Consider the following 19629-nt stretch of genomic DNA (forward strand, 5'->3'; position numbering starts at 1 on the left):
TCCGAGGATTCGGTCCCCCTGGCGGCGGGAATGCCATATGCCAACGCGGGGAGGAATGCGAATGAGCGACGGGGCGAGTGCCGATGTTGACGACGTGGCGCAGGCGGTAGGGCGAGTGACCGAGGCGCTGGAAACCATCGAGCGCGCTCGCGGACATCTGTATTCCTTCCATCAGCTCACCGGTCGCGCCGATTTGCAGCTCGATGAGGCGGTGGCGCGGTTGAATGACATCGGCCGGGCCGATCTGGCGCGACAAATCAGTAACGAGCTGATCGGGCGCAATGTTCTGCGGGGTCGGTGGAGCTTTCAGGTCGTCGAGGAGTATGACGACGGCTACTACCGCTGCTTCAAAGAGATCGAACAGCTCGTGCGGTCCCGGCTCACCGACGGCCGCCGCCACGTCCACGAGATGGCGCTGAAACAGCGGCGCCGCACCGCCGGAGACCCGGCCCACACCGCTTCTCCCGGTGATGAATCGGCGAAAGGTGACTCCCGATGAGCGACAACGAATTCAAAAAGGGCGACAAGGTGGAGTGGCAAAGCCACGGCACCACGGTCCGGGGCACGGTCGAAGGCAAAATCACGTCCGATACCGAAGCCGCCGGACGCACGGTGCGGGCGTCCGAGGACGAGCCGCAGTATAAGGTGCGCAGCGACAAAACGGGCGCGGACGCGGTGCACAAGCCGGAGGCGCTGCGGCGCGCAAAGTGATGCGCGTGAACAGAATTCACGAGGACTGACCATGGCCGACGACCGACAGGTTACCTGGGATCGCTTCCAGGACACCGTCAACATGACCGCACGCGAGCTGGAAAAGTGGCTCGGCACCGAGGAATCCAAGGGCGTCGGCCAAAAGCAGGACGGTGGCGAGTCCACCGGCCACGCCAGTGGCAGGCACATCGTCGAGATACTCAAGGCCAAACGTGCCGACCTCACCGACGCCGACTACGCGCACATGCGAAAGGTGGTCGGCTATGCCAAACGCCACCTGGCGCAACGTCCGGAGGGCAAGATCGACGAGAGCCCGTGGCGATACTCGTTGATGAACTGGGGCCACGACCCCGCGAAGTCCCGATAACGCCGGCCGGCCGCGGCTGAGCCGCCGCGCGGGTGCCGTAGGCTGATGGCCACCGCTCGCAGCGGGAACGCTGCGGGGCGTGTTTGCTCTCGGTGTTGGTCCGCAATGGGCTACAAAAAGAGAAACGCCCTAGCGTTTCGCCCGGCCGCGATCAGCGGTCGCCGATACGCTGGCCGGCGTATCTTGCAAGAAGGATGCGGGTAAGTGACCAAGCGCGCCGCCGCTGACCGGCGATTGGACCGGGCCGAACTCGAGAAGTTGATGTCGGCCGACATGCGGGCGATCACTGCGCAGTCCGACCGTATCGGCCGCCACTTCGCCCGCCAGAACGACGTCAGCGGCACCGACTTCCACGCCTTGCTGCACATCATGGTCGCCGAAACCGCGGGAGAACCGTTGACCGCGGCACAGCTGCGACGGCGCATGGACGTGTCGCCGGCGGCTATCACCTACCTCGTCGATCGCATGATCGACGCCGGCCACGTCCGGCGCGAGCCCGATCCCCAGGACCGGCGCAAAACCCTGCTCCGCTACGAGAAGTCGGGAATGGCGCTGGCCCGGTCGTTTTTCACTCCCCTTGGCGCCGAACTGCGTACCGCGCTGGCCGCCCTGCCCGATCGCGACCTGGCGGCGGCACATCGGGTGTTCACGTCGATGATCGAGGCGATGGCGAGCTTCGAATCCCGACTCGTCGCACCGGGTCCCAACGCGCCGGCGCCCGAACCGAAGCGTGCGCCGGCCAGAGCCCGTGGCAGCCCGGTGAAACGCGGCGTCTAGTGAACCGGCCACTCGGCCGCGCAGCCCAGTAGCCGCTGCTCGATCAGGTCGGCACCGCGGGCCACACCCCCCGTTGCGGCGAATCCGGCCGCCACCCGGCGCGCACCGGCGGCCATCGTCATCGCCTCGCGCACCTTGGCCCTCAGCCGCGCGGCGGTGAGCTTCTTCGCGGGCAGGCGGGTGCCGCAGCGCGCAACCTCGACCCGCCGTGCCACCTCGGCCTGATCGCGGGCGAACGGCACCACGCAGACCGGCACGCCGCGATCGAGGGCCTTCAGCGTCGTGCCCATGCCGCCGTGCGTGATGGCGCAGCCGGCCTTGGCGAGGATGGCGGCGTGCGGCATGAACCGGCATACGGTCGCGTTCGCCGGCCTCGGCAGATCGGCGGGTAAACCGGCCGGGAACGTCGCCACCACATGAACGTCCTCGTCGGCCAGCGCGCGCAAGGCGATTCGCCCCAGGGCCTCGTCGGCCTGCCGTAGCGAGGAGGTGTTCACCAGCACCATCGGACGATCGATGGCGTCGATCCACTCAGGTGTGGGAGTCGGTGTGGGCTCGAACACGCACGCGCCGATGTGGTGCACCAGACCGGCCCATCCGGGATGCGGGTACTCGAACGGCTCGCCACCCACGGCCAGCACCAGGGGCGCGCGCCGCACGAAGCCGTCCACCGATGTCACCGTAGGCACGCCCAGCTCAGCACGAATGGCGTTGATGCGGGGCAACATCGGCCGGTCGAACAAGTGCGTTACGACGGCGCGCACTCCGGCGTCCCGGATGTCGCCGGCAATGCCCGGCAACGGACGCATTCCGGGACCGAACGGCGGCACGCCGCGGGAGCGCAGGTACGGGGTGAACGGCGAGAAGAGCAGCCACGGAATGCCGCCGGCGTCCGCGGCCGATAAAGCCCCCCAGCAATTCGCATCCACGATGACCGCATCCGGTCGGACCGCGTCCACCGCCCGCCGAAAGTCGCCGACCTCCAGCACCGCCCGGCGGCACAGCACGTCGATCGATAACCTCAGCACTCCCAGAGCGTTTCGCGCCTGCCAGTCGTTGCCTGCGATAGCCTCTATGTCCGGGTCGACCGGCTCGGCGTGCACGCCGACCGATCGCATCGCCGAGACGCCGGCCGACATGGTGCGCAGGTGGACGTCATGGCCGCGCTGGACCAGCTCGGCAAGCAGGGCCCCGGTCGGCAGCAGATGCCCCAGGGCCGGCGAACCGTACGCCAAGATGACGGCCACGTCGCGCGGGCCTAGGCCACGCCGATGAGGTCGACATCGCGCAGATCCGCCAGCTTCGCGGCGCCACAGCCGTGCAGGCAGACCCTGAGCTCGTCGATGAACGGCTGCAGCCAATCGACCACGGCCGCAGTCGATTCGATCGCGGCGGCCAGCAGCGGCCGCGCTACCGCCACCACATCGGCGCCCAGCGCGATCGCCTTGGCCGCATCCATGCCGGTGCGGATGCCGCCGGATGCCACCAACGGGATCGCCGGCAGCACCCCACGCACCTCCACGATCGCGCGGGCGGTGGGGATGCCCCAATCGGCCAGGTGCGGATAGCGCAGTTCGCCGTACCGCACGAACTGCTCGACCCGCGACCACGACGTGCCACCGGCGCCCGCGACGTCGATTCCGGCGACCGGTAATTCGCCCTCTCCCGCAACGAGTTCCGCGGCAGCCGCGCCGCCGATGCCGTGCCCCACCTCCTTGAGCAGCACCGGATAGCCGATGCTGTCGGCCGCTTCGCGCAGCCTGCTCAGCGACCCGGAGAAATCGGTGTCACCGTTGTGCTGCATGGCTTCTTGAAGCGGATTGGTATGCACGGCAAGCGCGTCGGCGCCCACCCGGTCGAGGGCCCTGGCCAGATCCGGCACGGCGGTCTTCGTCAGTTGCGCCAGGCCGATGTTGCCGAACAGCAACACATCCGGGGCGACGTCGCGCACCGTGAAGCTGTCCGCGGCGCGCTCCCCCAGCGCACTGTCCAGCATGATCCGCTGCGAGCCCAGCATCATGCCCAGTCCCAGCTGTTGGGCGGCCGCCGCCAGATTGCGATTGATCGTCCCGGACAGCTCGGCGCCCCCGGTCATCGCGCCGATGAGTATCGGAGACCGCAGGTCGGCGCCGAAAAAGCCGGTGGACAAGTCGATGTCGCTTAGGTTCGTCTGAGTCAGCGCGTTGTAGGGCAATGCGTAGCGGTCCAGCCCGGTGCTGAGGCCGTCGTAGCCGACCGGCTCGTTCAGGCAGACGTCGATGTGGCGCCGCTTGCGAGTGGTCATCTCCCCCCGGTCAGCGGTCATCGCAGGTACCCCCTCGCGTCCGACACTGCACCCCGCCCCGCGTTCATAATGTCCATAGTGCCCCCTCTTGCGTAGCGCCGGCGTTGCCGCGTGGCGATGCGTCATTTCAGTTGATTAATGTTTAACAAACTGAAAGGCTTGTATCCGTGGTGTGGGATTCCCTGGCCGCCGCTGTGACGGGCCGGCGTTCATGGCTGCTCGCGCTGGTCACGGCCCTGCTGGGTGTCGCATTCATGGTTCTCGTAGGCGGCAACGCGGCCGCGGGCCAGTCCCCGCAGTCGGTTCCGGTAGCGGCCCAATCCGCCCAGCTCGACGCGCTGGCAAAGCAATTTTCCGGGGGTGACAAAGCCCCGCTGATCGTGGTGGTCAGCCGCAGCGACGGCCGGGTCCTGAGCACGTCGGATATCGCCGCGGCCCAATCCGCCCGCGATCGGGTGCAGGCGGCAGCGCAGTCCGGGGCCATCGCGGGGGCTCCGGTGATGCCCTCGCAGGATTCCAAAGCCGTCCTCGGCGTCGTGCCGATCAGCTCCAGCCTGTCCGGGCTCGCCCTGGGCGACGCCGTCGCCACGCTGCGCACGGCCGCTGCCAGCGGTCTGCCCTCGCAGCTGCAGGTGCACGTGACGGGCGGCCCGGCATTCGGCGCCGACATCGCCAGCGCCTTCACCGGCGCGAATATCACTTTGCTCGCGGTGACGACGGCGGTGGTGGCGCTGCTGCTGATCGCCACCTACCGCTCCCCGGTGCTGTGGCTGGTCCCGCTGCTCGTGGTCGGGTTCGCCGATCGGGTGGCCGCCGCGGCCGGCACTTCGGTGGCATCGCTGACCGGGCTGAGCTTCGACGGTGCCACCTCCGGGATCACCAGCGTGCTGGTCTTCGGCGCCGGCACCAACTACGCGCTGTTGCTGATCTCCCGGTATCGCCAGGAGCTCCGGCGCCGGTCCGCGCACCGCGTCGCGCTGCGTCATGCCGTGCGCAGGGCGGGGCCGGCCATCGTCGCCAGCAACGCCACCGTGGTGCTGGCGCTGCTCACCCTGCTCTTCGCGTCCACCCCGAGCACCCGCAGCCTGGGCGCCCTGGCGGCCTGCGGCCTTGTGGTTGCCGCGATGTCGGTGCTGGTGATCCTGCCCCCGCTGCTGGCCGTGTGCGGCCGGAGATTGTTCTGGCCGTTCGTCCCGCACGCCGGAGACGACGAAACGCTGGATTCCGGCGGCTGGCATCGCGTCGCCGAATGGGTGGGCGGGCGCCCCGCACTGGTCGCCGCGGTCGCCATCGCCGTGCTGGCAGCCCTTGGCGCCGGCCTTTTCGGAACCCGGATCGGTTTGTCACAGACCGAGCAATTCCGCGTCCGCGCGGACTCGGTCATCGGTTACAACGTTGTGGCCGAACACTTTCCGGCCGGCCTGGTCAATCCGACGCTGATCGTCAGCGCAGGCGACCACGCCGCAGCCGTGCAGCGGGCGATCACGTCCACCGCCGGCGTGGTCTCGGCGACCGAGTCCGGCCGGTCGGGGCTGACGAAGTGGTCCGTGGTGATCGACGCACCGCCGTCGTCAGCGCGGGCGTTCGGCATCGTTGCCGCGCTGCGGGATTCGACGCGAGCCGCCGACCCGCACGCGCTGGTGGGTGGCGCCGACGCACAGGCCCTGGACATTCGCGACGCGGCCACGCATGACCGGGTGCTGCTGATCCCGGCGATCCTGGCCGTCATCCTGATCGTGCTCTACGTGCTGCTGCGGTCGGCCCTTGCGCCACCGACGCTGCTGGCCGCGACGATTCTGGGTGCGCTGGCCGCGCTGGGCATGGGTGGCTGGGCGAGCATGCACGTCTTCGGCTTCCCGGCTCTGGACAACACCACCCCGCTGTTCGCGTTTCTGTTCCTGGCGGCGCTCGGCGTGGACTACACGATCTTCTTGGTCACCCGGGCCCGCGAGGAAGCCGCGCAGCACGGTGCCCGCGACGGGATGGTGCGGGCGGTGTCGGCCACCGGGGGCGTGATCACCAGCGCGGGAATCGTTTTGGCCGCCGTGTTCTGCGTGCTCGCGGTGTTGCCGCTGATCGTCCTGACCCAGTTGGGCATCATCGTCGGCCTGGGCATCCTGCTCGACACCTTCGTGGTGCGCACGCTGGTCATCCCCGCCCTGTTCGCCCTCATCGGCGACCGGATCTGGTGGCCCACCAACCCTGCCCACACCAAAGCCGTTGAGCAACAAGCGGACCGGAAACAACCAGAACGGAGCACACCGTGAACAGGTCAACACTGGCCGCGACCGGCCTGGCCGTCGCCGCGGCCGCAGGCACCGGAAGCATCGCCAGCAGCAACGCCATTCCCCGGTGGTACTCGCGGCTTCGCAAGCCCTCCTACCAGCCGCCCCGCGCCGCCTTCCCCACCGTGTGGACCACGCTCTACGCTGACATCGCCGGCACGTCGGCGGTGGCCATCGACCGGTTTCGCGCGGCCGGGCAGCACGATAAGGCACGCAACTACGCCGTGGCGCTGGCGGCGAACCTGCTCCTGAATGCCGGATGGAGTTGGCTGTTCTTCGGGTACCACAAACTCGGCGCGAGCGCGGTCGGCGCCGCCGCGCTGACGGCCAGCAGCGCCGATCTGGTCAGGCGCACGGCCCAAGCCACGCCACGCGGCGGGCTGGCGTTGCTGCCCTACCCGCTGTGGTGTGGCTTCGCGACCATCCTGTCCACCCACATCTGGCGACTCAACCACTAGATCATGCCGACACTGTTGTGGTTTCGCCGCGATCTGCGGTTACATGACCATCCGGCGCTGGTCGCCGCGGCCGAGCACGACGAGGTGCTCGCCTGCTTCGTGCTCGATCCGCGCCTGGAAAAGTCGTCGGGACAACGCCGGTTGCAGTACCTGGGTGATTCGCTGCGGCGGTTGCGCGACGACCTCGACGGGAGGCTGCTGGTCACCCGCGGGCAGCCCCACACGCAGATTCCGCGCATCGCCAAGGAAATCGATGCGTCGTCGGTGCACATCTCCGAGGACTTCGCACCGTTCGGTAAGCGCCGCGACGAGAAGGTCAGCGCGGCACTGGGTTCGGTGCCGCTGATGGCAACCGGATCGCCGTATCTGGTCTCACCCGGCCGCGTCACCAAGCCGGACGGGTCGCCCTACAAGGTGTTCACCCCGTTCCTGAGTCAGTGGCAGAAGACCGGCTGGCGCGAACCGGCGAAATCGGGCGCAAAGTCCGCACGCTGGCTGGATCCGGCGCAGCTGCGGATCGAGCAATGCGAGATCCCCGATCCCGGGGCGGCTCTCGAGGTGGCAGCCGGCGAGGCGGCGGCACGTAAGCAGTGGAAGTCATTCGTCGACAACGGATTACAGAGCTATGCCGAGGACCGCAACAGACCAGACCTGACCGGGACCAGCCGCATGTCGGCGCACCTGAAGTTCGGCGCCATTCATCCCCGCACTCTGGTCGCCGACCTGGACTTGCGCAACGCCGGTGCGCAAGCCTTCCTGCGGGAGTTGGCTTTTCGTGACTTCTACGCCGACGTGCTGCACCACTGGCCGGCCAGTGTCTGGCGCAACTGGAACAGCGCGTTCGACGGCATCCAGACCGACACCGGCGCCGAGGCCAAACGCCGCTTCGAGGCGTGGAAAGCCGGCGAGACCGGGTTTCCCTTCGTCGACGCCGGCATGCGTCAGCTGCGCGACACCGGCTTCATGCACAACCGGGTGCGGATGATCGTGGCGTCGTTCCTGGTCAAGGACCTGCACCTGCCGTGGCAATGGGGTGCCGAATGGTTCCTGGACCAGCTGGTGGACGGCGACATGGCGAACAACCAGCACGGTTGGCAGTGGTGCGCGGGCTGCGGTACCGATGCCGCGCCCTACTTCCGGGTGTTCAACCCGAATACCCAGGGCGAGAAGTTCGACCCGTCGGGCGATTACGTCCGGCGCTGGGTACCCGAACTGCGCTCGGCCGACGACGTACACCTGCGCAAGGGTGAGCGGCCGGACGGCTACCCGGCGCCCATCGTCGACCACGCCGCCGAGCGCACCGAGGCGCTGCGGCGCTATCAGAGCATTTGATCGCGATTCGTCATGCCCGCAAGGCCGCCGGCACCGCGAACCGATGTCCGCCCTTGGCAATCCGCTGGCGCCCGCGCTAGCGGATTCGAAAAGGGGTTCCTGGTGCGTAGCCGTTAATGCTGTGGCACGGGTGGCCCTTGGTGGGCCCTGGTGGACAACCCGGCGCAAACGGCTAGCGCGCGGCCTTCTTGCGTTCGATGTCGGCCAGCGCGGCCGCCAGTTCGGCGCGCTGCGCGGCCGAGCTCTCCCAGGCGAGCTGGCGGTTCTTGACCACCTTGGCCGGTGCGCCGACCGCGATCGAGTAGTCCGGGATCACCCCGCGGACCACCGCGTGAGACCCCAGCACGCAACCGCGCCCGACGGACGTGCCACGCAGCACCGACACCTTCACCCCCACCCAGGTGTCCGGCCCGATCCGCACCGGGGACTTGACGATGCCCTGGTCCTTGATCGGCATGTCGATGTTGTCCATGCGGTGGTCGAAATCGCAGACGTAGCACCAGTCGGCCATCAACACCGAATCGCCGAGCTCGATGTCGAGGTAGGCGTTGATGACGTTGTCGCGGCCCAGCACCACCTTGTCGCCGAACCGCAGCGAGCCTTCATGCGCGCGGATGGTGTTCTTGTCGCCGATGTGCACCCACCGGCCGATCTCGAGCTGAGAAAGTTCGGGCGTCGCGTGGATCTCCACGTCCTTGCCGAGGAACACCATGCCGCGGGTGATGATGTGCGGGTTGGCCAGCTTGAACTTCAGCAGCCGCCAATAGCGCACCAGGTACCACGGGGTGTAAGCGCGGTTACGCAGCACCCATTTCAGCGAGGCCAGCGTGAGGAACTTGGCCTGGCGCGGGTCGCGCAGATTCGATCCACGCCAACGACGATGGACCGGGGCACCCCACATGGATGTCATGGCCGGAAAGCCTAACTCGGTCAATCGTAAGCCCGCGAACCGCCACGGGTTACCCTCACCTGTACTCGATTGCCGCCCAACGGCCGGGTCCGCCCGCGCGCGGCCCGCCACGCGAGAAGGATTGGGAAAACCGAAGGTGCTTGCCCGACAACTCGTCAGTGGGCTCCGGCGTTCGTCATCCGTCGCGTTGGCGGCAGTGATCACCATCGGGGCGGGCGCCTGCGGCAACACCGACTCCTGGGTCGACGCCTCGGCCGCGCAGGGCTGGCCGGCGCAGTACGCCGACGCCGCCAACAGCAGCTACACCGCCACCGACGGGGCCGCCAAGCTCTCCATGCAGTGGACCCGGTCGGTCAAGGGAAGCCTGGCCGCCGGACCGGCGCTGAGTGCGCGGGGTTATCTGGTCCTCAACGCCCAAACCTCGGCGGGATGCTCGCTGATGGAATGGGAGAACAACAACAACGGGCGGCAGCGTTGGTGCGTGCGTCTGGCCCAGGGCGGCGGCTTCGGCGGCCCGCTGCTCGACGGATTCGACAACGTCTACGTCGGCCAGCCCGGAGCGATCCTGTCTTTCCCGGTGACCCAGTGGACGCGGTGGCGCCAACCGGTGATCGGCATGCCCACCACGCCGCGATTCGTCGGGCAAGGCGCGCTGCTGGTGGCCACGCACCTGGGACAGGTGCTGGTCTTCGACTCCCATCGCGGCCAGGTATCGGGCAGCCCGCTCGACCTGGTCGACGGCGTCGACCCCACCGACGCCGCGCGCGGGCTGGGCGACTGCGCGCCGGCGCGGCAGGGCTGCCCCGTCGCCGCCGCGCCCGCCTTCTCGGCGGCCAACGGGATGGTGGTGCTGGGTGTCTGGCAGCCCGGCGCTCCCGCCGCGGGTCTGGTGGGGCTCAAGTACCACCCGGGGCAGACGCCGCTGCTGACCCGCGAGTGGACCAGCGACGCCGTGAGCGCCGGTGTCATCGCCAGCCCCGTGCTGTCGGCCGACGGGTCGACCATCTACGTCAACGGCCGCGACCAACGACTGTGGGCGCTGCGCGCCGGCGACGCGAAGGTGAAATGGTCGGTGCCGCTGGGCTTCCTGGCGCAGACGCCGCCCGCGGTCACCCCGCAGGGGCTGATCGTCACCGGAGGCGGGCCCGACACGAAGCTGGCGGCGTTCAAGGACGCCGGCGATCACGCCGATCAGGTGTGGCGCCGCGACGACGTTTTGCCCCTATCGACCTCGAGCCTGGCCGGCACCGGCGTCGGCTACACCGTGGCCAGCGGGCCCCCGGCGAACGGCGCCCCCGGCATGTCGCTCCTGATCTTCGATCCGGGCAGCGGCCGAACGCTGGGCAGCTACCCGATGCCGGCGGCGACCGGGTATCCGGTCGGGGTGTCGGTCGGCACCGATCGCCGGGTGGTGGCCGCCACCAGCGATGGCCAGGTTTACGGTTTTGCGCCGGACTGACCGGGACATACTCGTGTAGTGCCGATCGATGAACCCGCGGCGCCAGGCGCCGCGACCGCCAAGACCACCGCAAGCCCGCGCGGCGGCACCGCCGACATCGTGGCGACGTCCGTCCTGCTGGTCATCCACGGCGGCCTCTACGCGGCGAGCTTTGTGGTGCTGGGCCTGCTGGTGATGAGCACCGATCCCTGCGGGTCCCGAAAATGCGGCGATCCCGCCTGGATCGATCGGGCGATGAACCTGGGCACCTGGGGCGGCGCCGCCCTTCTGGTCGTCGACATCGTCGTCGCCGTGTATTTACTGGTGCGGCGGCGGCGGGCGTTCTTCGTCCCGCTCATCGGCTGCATCGCGCAGGTGGCCCTGGTGCTGGGCGCCGTGGCCATGGAGTTGCAGGCCGGCCCGGTCTGAGAGTCTCTAGTCCGATGGTGGCGACCCGCTGCGCCCGGCTACGCCGCTTGCGATCGCCACTCAGTCCGATGGTGGCGACCCGCTGCGCCCGGCTACGCCGCGCTTGCGATCGCCACTCAGTCCGATGGTGGCGACCCGCTGCGCCTGGCTACGCCGCGCTTGCGATCGCCACTAGATCGCCAGCGGCGGGATCGCGTTGCGCGGCACCTGGGTCTGCAACGGCCCGCCGAACGCCGGCAGCATCTCGCCCGGGGCGAAGTAGAAGATCAGCTGGTCGTCGGTGATGGCGAAGTTCTGATAATGCGTCGGGTCATGTCCCGTCGACGGCAGAACCGCGGCGCCCAAAGGGGTTTGGCGTTCCAGGTCGCGCTGCACGATCGGGAAGATGGCGTCCAGCGGCGTGGCGCCCGGAGGGAACAGGTTGTCGAAGGTGATGGGCTGCTTGGTGCCCAGGTTGTAGTTGAACGCCTTGTACCAGATCGACGAGTGCGCTCCCCCGACATCCTGGAAGAACTTGAGCACGACGCTGCGGGTGTTGTGGGGTGGCTGCCCGGCGAAGCGCTGCTCGGTGGTGGCCTCGAGCTGGTAGGGCTGGTCGCGCCCCCCGGAACTCTGCGCGACGGCGACGAAGCCGTCCCGGTTCTGGGTGACATAGTCGGTCAGCGCCTGCTCGTCCGGATAGTCGGCGGGGAAGGCCAGGTTGAACGTGTAGTTGGGGCCGGTGGCGCGCAGCCGGCACATCTGGCCGTCCTCGACGCTGCCGCCCAGGCCGGCGCACGACGGTGGGTCGGCCGCGGCCGGCCAGCCCACCAAGACCGCCGCCGCGAACAGCGCAGCGGCTATCAGGTAACGCATCGTGGAATTGTCCTCGCAAATTGGCCAGGGCCGGTGACCCGGAGAAGTGACGCCGCCAGCGTACCCGGCGCTATCGGGAGGGGCGGCAAACGAACGCCACCGCCCGGCCGGCGCTGCGCGCACCGATGCGGGCGATGACCACCGACAGCGATCGGCTCCCGCGCAGTCGCATCCGCTTGCGCAGCGCGTCCGGGTCCACCCGCGCCCCGCGGACCAGGATCTCCAGCGAACCGCAGTCCAGCTCCGACAGGGCCTGGCGAAGCCGGCGTTCGTCGAAGGCCAGCTGCTCGAGCACCTCGAACCCGCGGTCCGCCGCGGGCAGCCGATCGCCGGAGAGGTAGGCGATGTCGGGATCGAGCTGCCACAGCCCGTGCCGCGCGCCGTAGTGGCGCACCAGCCCTGCCCGGACCACCGCACCGTCCGGGTCGACGATCCAGCGCCCGACCGGCCGCACCGGGCAGTCGTCAGGGTCGTCGTCGCTGAGCTGCTCGCCGCGATCCAGGAGGGTCGCCCGCCGCCGCACGCCGGGCCGGGCCAGTCCGGCCGACCACAGGCAGGCTTCCCGGACCGAGCCGCGATACGACGTCACCTCGATCTCCCCGTCGAAGCCCAGGCGTCGCACCTCATCGAAATCGATTCCGGGAGCGCACTTTACGACGAAGTCCCGGTTGCGGTAGGCGTCAAGCAGCGAGCCGAGGCCGGGCCGGTAATCGTCGATGCGAAATCGCCGCCGGCCCTCCACCCGCCGGGCCGGGTCGGCGACGAGCACGGCGTCGCGGGTGACCGGGCGCAGTGCGTCGGCGCGGCATATCCAGGCCGACTCCCCCACGTTGTGGCGCGCCATCGCCAGCCGTACGGGATCGATATCGCTGCCCAGCGCGGTGATCCCGCAGGCGCTCAGCGCCGCGAGCTCGGTGCCGATCGAACAGGTCGCGTCGTGCACGACGACGCCGCCGTCGCCGGCCAGCCGCCTGGCCCGGTGCAACGCCACCGGCGCCGCGGTGGCCTGCTGCAGCGCCTCCTCGGTGAAGAGCCAATCCGACACTGCCAGCTCGCCTAGTTTTTCCACCGCGCGGCGGCGCAACAGCACCGTCTCCACCAGCACCGCGGCCCGGTCGCCGAATCGGGCGCGCGCCGCGGCGACATCGGTGACCAGGGTGGCGTCGGTCAGTTCCAGTTCGGCGACCGCCTCCAGCGCCGCGGCACCGGTGTGCGACCGCAGATAGCCGACGTCGTCGGTGCCGAAGCGCAGCCCGACACTCAGGAGGGTTTGACCCCGGTCACCATCACGTTGTAGAACCAGCCCTTCGGGACCACGCGGCGCCACACATTGGCGTCCACCCAGCTCAGCGTCTTCCAGCCGGTGAAGGCGAATTTCGCCCAGCCCCAACCCAAACGCCCGGGCGGCACCGACGCCTCGAAGGTGCGCACCGGCCAGCCGAACATCGCGGCGGTGAACTCTTCGCTGACGGTCCGCACCTCGGTGGCGCCGGCGCTGGCGGCCATCCGCTCCAGATCACCCGGGGTGAAGGTGTGCAGGTCGACGATGGCCTCCAGCGCAGCGGCCCGGGAGGATTCGTCCAACTCGGCCTGCGTGCGCCGCCAGCTCCCCAGGCCGGGCAGCTTGGTGACGTTGGTGGCGATCCGCCAGGTCAGGGTGGACAGCTCGCGGGCGTAGACGTCGCCGGCGCTGGTCGGCTCGCCGGCGAAGACGAACCGGCCACCGGGGCGCAGCACCCGGATCACCTCGCGCAGCGACAGCTCCACGTCGGGGATGTGGTGCAGCACCGCGTGCCCGACGACCAGGTCGAAGGTGTTGTCCTCGTACGGGATGCCCTCGGCGTCGGCGACGCGGCCGTCGATGTCGAGGCCCAGCGACTGGCCGTTGCGGGTCGCGACCTTGACCATGCCCGGCGACAGGTCGGTCACCGATCCCCGCCGGGCGACCCCGGACTGGATCAGGTTGAGCAGGAAAAACCCTGTGCCGCAGCCCAATTCGAGGGCCCGGTCGTAGGGCAGCTCGCGCAGCACCTCGTCGGGCACGATGGCGTCGAAGCGGCCGCGGGCGTAGTCGATGCAGCGCTGGTCATAGGAGATCGACCACTTGTCGTCGTAAGTCTCGGCTTCCCAGTCGTGGTAGAGCACCTGCGCCAGCTTGCTGTCGTGCCGGGCGGCTTCCACCTGCTCGGCGGTGGCGTGGGGCGTCGGAAGGGCGTCGGTCGAACTGGTCATGCAGGGCAGCCTAACGGCCGCCGGGATCCGCCCGATCGCCACCGCCCTGAGCAGCGGTGAATACCTCGACGTAGCGGCGGCGTTCGGCGGCGCGCTGCTCGGGCAGTTCCAGATCGAACACGTCGTTGATCCCGGCCTTGGCGGCGGCCAGCGCGTGCCGCGGCCCGTCGAGGAATCGGCGCGCCCACCCGGCGGCGGCGTCGTACACGTCGTCGGGGGCCACCATGTCGTCGATGAGGCCCAGCGCCAGGGCCTCTTCGGCGTCGAAGAAGCGTCCGCTGAACACCAGCTCTTTCGCCTTGCTCGCGCCGGCCACCCGGGTCAGGCGGGCCATCGCGTCGCCGCCGGGCACCAAGCCGGCCAGGATCTCGGTCGCGCCGAACTTCACGTTGTCGCCGCTGATCCGCCAGTCGGCGGCCAGGGCCAGGGTGAGCCCGGCGCCCAGCGCGTAGCCGGTGATCGCGGCGACGGTCGGCTTGGGAATCGCGGCCACGGCGTCGACGGCCTCCTGCCGCACCCGCGCCACGCTCTCGGCCTCGGGGCCGCGCAGCGTCCGCAGCTCGGGCATGTCGTCGCCCGCGGAGAAGATCTCGTGGCCGCCGAACAGGATCACCACGGCGACGTCGTCGCGCCGGCCCAATTCCTCGGCCGCCGCGATGACCTCCCGGTAGACCTGGCGGGTCATCGCGTTGGTCGGCGGCCGCGACAGCAGCAACAGGGCCAGCCCGGCGTCCTGCGTGCCGTCGCTGACCACGACGCTTACGAACTCGCTCAATGCCGCCATCCCAGGCCGCCCGCTTCCCGCGCCTGGTGGTAGCGGTCGGAATCGAAGAACTCGAACACCCAGTTGTCGCCCTGGATCTCCAGGCGCGGCTGCACCGGCACGATCTGGCGTTCGACGGCCAGCACCTCGGCCACGGTCCGCCCGGCCAACGAGTCCAGCTGCGTCCACGTCGGCGGCAACAGGAAGCAGCGGCCGGCCTCGAACTCGTCGATGGCGGCCCGGGGCGCCATCCATCCGGCGAGGTCGGACTCGGTGTTCTCGCCGTCGGCGCGCTGCCCCTGCGGCAGCGCTGCCACGAAGAAATAGGTGTCGTAGCGGCGGGTGCGCTCGGCCTCCGGGGTGACCCAATTGGCCCACGGCCGCAGCAGGTCGGACCGCAGCACCAGGTTTTCCTGGCGCAGGAAGTCGGCGAAGGACAGCGACCGTTCGGCCAGCGACCGGCGGGCATCGCCGTACACCGAGGCGTCGCCGATGATGCCGTCCGGGTCACCGGCCGGCCCGGCGAACAGCACCCCGGACTCCTCGAACGTCTCGCGGGCAGCGGCGCACACAAGTGCCTCGGCCAGGTCGGGTTCGATCCCGAACCGCTGCGCCCACCACTGCGGCGGCGGACCGGCCCACGCGATGTCGGCGTTGCGGTCGCGGTCGTCGACACCGCCGCCGGGGAACACCACAGTGCCCGCGGCGAACTCCATTCGGGCGTGCCTGCGCATCAGGAAGACCGCGATGCCGCCCGGGTCGTCGCGGACCAGCATCACGGTGGCGGCCGGCCGTGCGACCAGCGGGGGTTCGTCGGGTGACGTCATAACGGCCTCCGGTGGGCTGCGCGGGTGCGGACTCGCCGCGCGAAATAGCGCCCGTCGACGACGTCGAGGGCGATCGCTTGGCCGAACGCGGTGGACAGGTTCTCGGCGGTCAGCACGTCGGTCAGCAATCCCGCGGCGACCACCTCGGCCTCCGAGAGCAGCATGCAGTGGCTGAACCCGGGCGGAATCTCCTCGACGTGGTGGGTGACCAACACCAGGGCCGGCGCGTCGGGGTCGGCGGCCAGGTCGGCCAGCCGGGCGACCAATTCCTCTCGGCCGCCCAGATCCAGGCCGGCGGCGGGCTCGTCGAGCAGCAGCAGCTCCGGATCGGTCATCAGCGCGCGGGCGATCAGCACCCGCTTGCGCTCGCCCTCGGACAGCGTGCCGTAGGTGCGCTCCGCGAGGTGCTCGGCGCCCAGGCTTTCCAGCATGTCGATGGCCCGTTGGTAGTCGACGTCCTCGTAGCGTTCCCGCCACCGGCCGAGCACGGCGTAGCCGGCCGAGACGACGAGGTCGCGCACCACCTCGTCGGTCGGAATCCGCTGCGCCAAAGCCGAGGAGCTGAGCCCGATCCGGGACCGCAGCTCGGTCACGTCGACGCGGCCGAGCCGCTCGCCGAGCACGAAAGCCACGCCGGACGAAGGATGTTCGGCCGCCGCGGCGATCCGCAGCAGTGAGGTCTTGCCGGCGCCGTTGGGCCCGACGATCACCCAGCGTTCGTCGAGTTCGACCGCCCAATCCACTGGCCCGACCAAGACGTTGCCGCCGCGCCGCAGCGACACCTGCCTGAAGTCGAGCAGCAGATCGGGGTCGGCTGACTCGCTTCCGTTTTCGGGCACCCGACCATCGTGCCGTACCGCAGCGCTCGAATACCTGCCGGGTCGCCGCGCCCGGCGGTGCTACGGGTTGGGCGGGATCTCGACCCGGCGGACCTCGCCGTCGACCGCGTCGGCGGCCTCGATTTCGCCGCGGGTCACGCCCAGCAGAAACAGCACCGTGTCCAGGTAGGGGTGGCTCAGCGACGCGTCGGCGACCTCGCGCAGCGCCGGCTTGGCGTTGAACGCGATCCCCAGTCCGGCCGCGGCCAGCATGTCGATGTCGTTGGCGCCGTCGCCCACGGCGACGGTCTGCGCCATCGGCACCCCGACCTGGTTCGCGAATTCCCTTAGCGCCGTAGCCTTTCCGGCCCGGTCGACGATGGGGCCGATGACCCGTCCGGTGAGCGTGCCGTCGACGATCTCCAGCTCGTTGGCCGCGACGTAGTCCAGCATCAGCTCCTCGGCCAACGGCTCGATGATCCGGCGGAAGCCCCCGGACACCACGCCGCAGGCGTAACCCAGGCGCCGCAGGGTCCGCAGCGTGGTGCGGGCGCCGGGCATCAGTTCGAGCTGCTCGGCGACCTCGTCGATCACGCTGGCGGGCAGGCCGGCCAGCGTCGCCACCCGCTGCTCGAGCGACTGCGCGAAGTCCAGCTCGCCGCGCATCGCGGCGTCGGTGATCGCGGCGACCTTGCCCTCGGCGCCGGCCCGGGCCGCCAGCATCTCGATGACTTCGCCCTGCACCAGGGTCGAATCGACGTCGAACACGATGAGCCGTTTGGCGCGTCGTTCCAGGCTGTAGTCCTCGACCGCAATGTCGACCTGTTCCTCGCTGGACACCCGGTTCAGGGCGGTCCGCAACGCGCCGTCCGCGCCCGGCGGCACCGACACACGCAGCTCAAGGCCGATCACCGGATAGTCGGAGACGCCGCGGATCAGGTCGATGTTGACGCCCAGGCCCGCCACCTCGCGGGCCACCGCGCCGAACGCGCCGGCGGTGATGGGCCGGCCCAGCACGAAAATGGTGTGGCTCGAGGGCTCCCGCATGATCGGCACGTCGTCGCTGCGCTCGATGGTGACATCGAGACCGACCGTGTGGATCGCCGATTCGACGTCGTCGCGCAACTGCGCGCTGTCCGCGACCTCGGCCGGGCAGCACACCAGCACGCCCAGCGTCAGGCGGTGCCTGATCACCACCTGTTCGACGTTGAGCAGCTCGACCCCGTGCCGTGACAGCGCCTCGAACAGGGTCGCCGTCACGCCCGGTTGATCCACGCCGGTGACGGTGATCAGCACCGACACCTTGGGTGGTGGGTTCACTCCCGACAGCCGCCGTTACTGGTTAGCAGTCGAGCGATCGGGTTCCGTCCGCGGGCCGAATCCCTTCGGTGATTCGAAAGCCGTCGCATGGCGGCCTACATGCGCCTCGGCGCGGAGCCGCTCCACCATGTGCGGGTAGTGCAGCTCGAATGCCGGGCGCTCCGAACGGATTCGGGGCAGCTCGGTGAAGTTGTGCCGCGGCGGCGGGCAGCTGGTCGCCCACTCCAGGGAGTTGCCGTAACCCCAGGGATCGTCGACCGTGACGACCTCGCCGTACCGCCAGCTCTTGAAGACGTTCCAGACGAACGGGAACATCGACGCACCCAGGATGAAGGCGCCCACCGTCGAGGCGACGTTGTAGGGCTGGAAGCCGTCGCTGGGCAGGTAGTCCGCATAGCGGCGCGGCATGCCCAGGTCGCCCAGCCAGTGCTGCACCAGGAAGGTGGTGTGGAACCCGATGAACGTCAGCCAGAAGTGCAGCTTGCCCAGCCGCTCGTCGAGCAGCCGGCCGGTCATCTTCGGGAACCAGAAGTACACCCCGCCGAAGGTGGCGAACACGATGGTGCCGAACAGCACGTAATGGAAGTGCGCGACCACGAAATAGCTGTCGGTGACGTGGAAGTCCAGCGGCGGGCTGGCCAGCATCACGCCGGTCAGACCACCCAGCAGGAAGGTGATCAGGAAGCCCACGCAGAACAGCATGGGCGTCTCAAAAGTGATCTGCCCCTTCCACATCGTGCCGATCCAGTTGAAGAACTTGATTCCGGTCGGCACCGCGATCAGATAGGTCATGAACGAAAAGAACGGCAGCAGAACGGCTCCGGTGGCGAACATGTGGTGCGCCCACACCGCGACCGACAAAGCGGCGATCGACAGAGTGGCGTACACCAGCGTGGTGTAACCGAAGACCGGCTTGCGCGAGAACACCGGGATGATCTCGGTGATGATGCCGAAGAACGGCAACGCGATGATGTACACCTCGGGATGGCCGAAGAACCAGAACAGGTGTTGCCACAACAGAACGCCGCCGTTGGCGGCGTCGTAGACATGGGCGCCCAGATGTCGGTCGGCGGCCAGCCCGAACAGCGCCGCGGTCAGGATCGGGAACGCGATCAGGATCAGGATCGAGGTCACCAGGATGTTCCAGGTGAAGATCGGCATCCGGAACATCGTCATGCCGGGCGCGCGCATGCACACCACGGTGGTGATCATGTTGACCGCACCCAGGATGGTGCCCAGACCGGCGACGATCAGGCCGGTGATCCACAGGTCTCCCCCTACGCCGGGTGAGTGAACGGCGTCAGACAGCGGCGTGTAGGCGGTCCAGCCGAAGTCGGCGGCCCCGCCCGGGACGATGAAGCCGGACGCCGCGATCAGCCCGCCGAACAGGAACAGCCAGAACGAGAAGGCGTTCAGCCGGGGAAAGGCCACGTCGGGGGCGCCGATCTGCAGCGGCAGCACCAGGTTGGCGAAGCCGAACACCACCGGGGTCGCGTACAGCAGCAACATGATCGTGCCGTGCATGGTGAACAGCTGGTTGAACTGCTCGTTCGACAGGAACTGCAACCCCGGGGCGGCCAGCTCGGTGCGCATCAGCAACGCCATCAGCCCGCCCATGAAGAAGAAGGCGAAGCAGGTGACCGTGTACATGATGCCGATCATCTTGTGATCGGTCGTGGTGATCAGTTTGTAGACGAGGTTCCCTTTGGGGCCCATGCGGTCCGGGTACGGACGAACGGCCTCGAGTTCTCCCAACGGGGGCGCTTCGGCTGTCAACAGCTTCTCCAAACATCCAGATCGGACACTGGCCCAAAAATCGGTAT

Annotated in this window: 20 protein-coding genes; 9 read left to right on the top strand and 11 right to left on the bottom strand. The window is 69.1% G+C overall.

Annotated features, from left to right (window positions below; genetic code table 11):
* Positions 1-61: 61 nt before the first annotated feature.
* The 4 genes from MTY59_RS00175 (at position 62) to MTY59_RS00190 (ending at position 1855) form a co-directional block, all read left to right on the top strand.
* Complete coding sequence (locus tag MTY59_RS00175) at positions 62-499, top strand: hypothetical protein (RefSeq protein ID WP_221043898.1); 438 nt, start codon at positions 62-64, stop codon at positions 497-499.
* Positions 496-711 (top strand): hypervirulence associated TUDOR domain-containing protein, encoded by a 216-nt coding sequence (locus MTY59_RS00180; RefSeq protein ID WP_221043899.1) that lies wholly within the window; start codon positions 496-498, stop codon positions 709-711. The genes MTY59_RS00175 and MTY59_RS00180 overlap by 4 nt, the downstream gene beginning before the upstream one ends.
* 31 nt (positions 712-742) lie before the next feature.
* Positions 743-1078, top strand: coding sequence for a DUF3140 domain-containing protein (locus MTY59_RS00185; RefSeq protein WP_221043900.1), 336 nt, complete (start codon positions 743-745; stop codon positions 1076-1078).
* 204 nt (positions 1079-1282) lie between these two features.
* The gene (locus MTY59_RS00190) at positions 1283-1855 is read left to right on the top strand and encodes a MarR family winged helix-turn-helix transcriptional regulator (RefSeq protein WP_221043901.1); all 573 of its coding nucleotides are present in this window, start codon (positions 1283-1285) and stop codon (positions 1853-1855) included.
* On the opposite strand, the gene MTY59_RS00195 is transcribed toward MTY59_RS00190, so the two are convergent.
* Both MTY59_RS00195 and fni read right to left on the bottom strand, forming a co-directional pair.
* Complete coding sequence (locus tag MTY59_RS00195) at positions 1852-3102, bottom strand: glycosyltransferase (RefSeq protein WP_221043902.1); 1251 nt, start codon at positions 3100-3102, stop codon at positions 1852-1854. The two genes, MTY59_RS00190 and MTY59_RS00195, sit on opposite strands and share 4 nt — an antisense overlap.
* An 11-nt stretch (positions 3103-3113) precedes the next feature.
* A complete protein-coding gene (gene fni / locus MTY59_RS00200) occupies positions 3114-4160 on the bottom strand; it encodes a type 2 isopentenyl-diphosphate Delta-isomerase (protein WP_221043903.1) in 1047 nt (348 codons plus the stop codon).
* A gap of 146 nt (positions 4161-4306) precedes the next feature.
* Between fni and MTY59_RS00205 the strand changes: the two genes are divergently transcribed.
* The 3 genes from MTY59_RS00205 to MTY59_RS00215 are packed head-to-tail and all read left to right on the top strand — an operon-like array spanning position 4307 to position 8214.
* On the top strand, positions 4307-6406 hold the full coding sequence (locus tag MTY59_RS00205) for an MMPL family transporter (protein ID WP_221043904.1): 2100 nt from the start codon (positions 4307-4309) through the stop codon (positions 6404-6406).
* Positions 6403-6882: a TspO/MBR family protein gene (locus MTY59_RS00210; RefSeq protein ID WP_221043905.1), complete on the top strand. Its 480-nt coding sequence runs from the start codon at positions 6403-6405 to the stop codon at positions 6880-6882. Before MTY59_RS00205 ends, MTY59_RS00210 begins: the two co-directional genes overlap by 4 nt.
* Before the next feature lie 3 nt (positions 6883-6885).
* Entirely contained in the window at positions 6886-8214 is a 1329-nt protein-coding gene (locus MTY59_RS00215; RefSeq protein ID WP_221043906.1) for a cryptochrome/photolyase family protein, read from the top strand.
* 172 nt (positions 8215-8386) lie between these two features.
* Here the strand turns inward: MTY59_RS00215 and MTY59_RS00220 are convergent, their stop codons facing one another.
* Positions 8387-9124: an acetyltransferase gene (locus tag MTY59_RS00220; protein ID WP_221043907.1), complete on the bottom strand. Its 738-nt coding sequence runs from the start codon at positions 9122-9124 to the stop codon at positions 8387-8389.
* Positions 9125-9260: 136 nt separating this feature from the next.
* Here MTY59_RS00220 and MTY59_RS00225 point away from each other — a divergent pair, with 136 nt between their 5' ends.
* Positions 9261-10583 (top strand): outer membrane protein assembly factor BamB family protein, encoded by a 1323-nt coding sequence (locus MTY59_RS00225; RefSeq protein ID WP_221043908.1) that lies wholly within the window; start codon positions 9261-9263, stop codon positions 10581-10583.
* Positions 10584-10601: 18 nt separating this feature from the next.
* Positions 10602-10991 carry a DUF6264 family protein gene (locus MTY59_RS00230; protein WP_221043909.1) on the top strand — a complete coding sequence of 130 codons (390 nt, stop codon included), beginning with the start codon at positions 10602-10604 and terminating at the stop codon, positions 10989-10991.
* A 171-nt stretch (positions 10992-11162) separates the two neighbouring features.
* Here MTY59_RS00230 and MTY59_RS00240 read toward each other — a convergent pair whose 3' ends face one another.
* From MTY59_RS00240 to ctaD, 8 genes are all read right to left on the bottom strand, one after another.
* Positions 11163-11846 (bottom strand): esterase, encoded by a 684-nt coding sequence (locus tag MTY59_RS00240; protein WP_221043910.1) that lies wholly within the window; start codon positions 11844-11846, stop codon positions 11163-11165.
* A gap of 70 nt (positions 11847-11916) precedes the next feature.
* Positions 11917-13149: a THUMP-like domain-containing protein gene (locus MTY59_RS00245; RefSeq protein ID WP_415823125.1), complete on the bottom strand. Its 1233-nt coding sequence runs from the start codon at positions 13147-13149 to the stop codon at positions 11917-11919.
* Positions 13107-14078: a class I SAM-dependent methyltransferase gene (locus MTY59_RS00250; RefSeq protein WP_221043911.1), complete on the bottom strand. Its 972-nt coding sequence runs from the start codon at positions 14076-14078 to the stop codon at positions 13107-13109. Before MTY59_RS00250 ends, MTY59_RS00245 begins: the two co-directional genes overlap by 43 nt.
* 10 nt (positions 14079-14088) lie before the next feature.
* Complete coding sequence (locus MTY59_RS00255; protein ID WP_221043912.1) at positions 14089-14853, bottom strand: enoyl-CoA hydratase; 765 nt, start codon at positions 14851-14853, stop codon at positions 14089-14091.
* Complete coding sequence (locus MTY59_RS00260; protein WP_221043913.1) at positions 14850-15668, bottom strand: NUDIX hydrolase; 819 nt, start codon at positions 15666-15668, stop codon at positions 14850-14852. The genes MTY59_RS00255 and MTY59_RS00260 overlap by 4 nt, the downstream gene beginning before the upstream one ends.
* Complete coding sequence (locus tag MTY59_RS00265) at positions 15665-16507, bottom strand: ABC transporter ATP-binding protein (protein ID WP_221043914.1); 843 nt, start codon at positions 16505-16507, stop codon at positions 15665-15667. Before MTY59_RS00265 ends, MTY59_RS00260 begins: the two co-directional genes overlap by 4 nt.
* Positions 16508-16567: 60 nt before the next feature.
* On the bottom strand, positions 16568-17806 hold the full coding sequence (gene serB / locus MTY59_RS00270) for a phosphoserine phosphatase SerB (RefSeq protein ID WP_221043915.1): 1239 nt from the start codon (positions 17804-17806) through the stop codon (positions 16568-16570).
* Between the two features lie 15 nt (positions 17807-17821).
* Positions 17822-19582, bottom strand: coding sequence for an aa3-type cytochrome oxidase subunit I (gene ctaD / locus MTY59_RS00275; protein ID WP_250160678.1), 1761 nt, complete (start codon positions 19580-19582; stop codon positions 17822-17824).
* Between the last annotated feature and the right edge of the window lie 47 nt (positions 19583-19629).

The sequence above is a fragment of the Mycobacterium senriense genome (assembly GCF_019668465.1).
Lineage (GTDB): Bacteria > Actinomycetota > Actinomycetes > Mycobacteriales > Mycobacteriaceae > Mycobacterium > Mycobacterium senriense.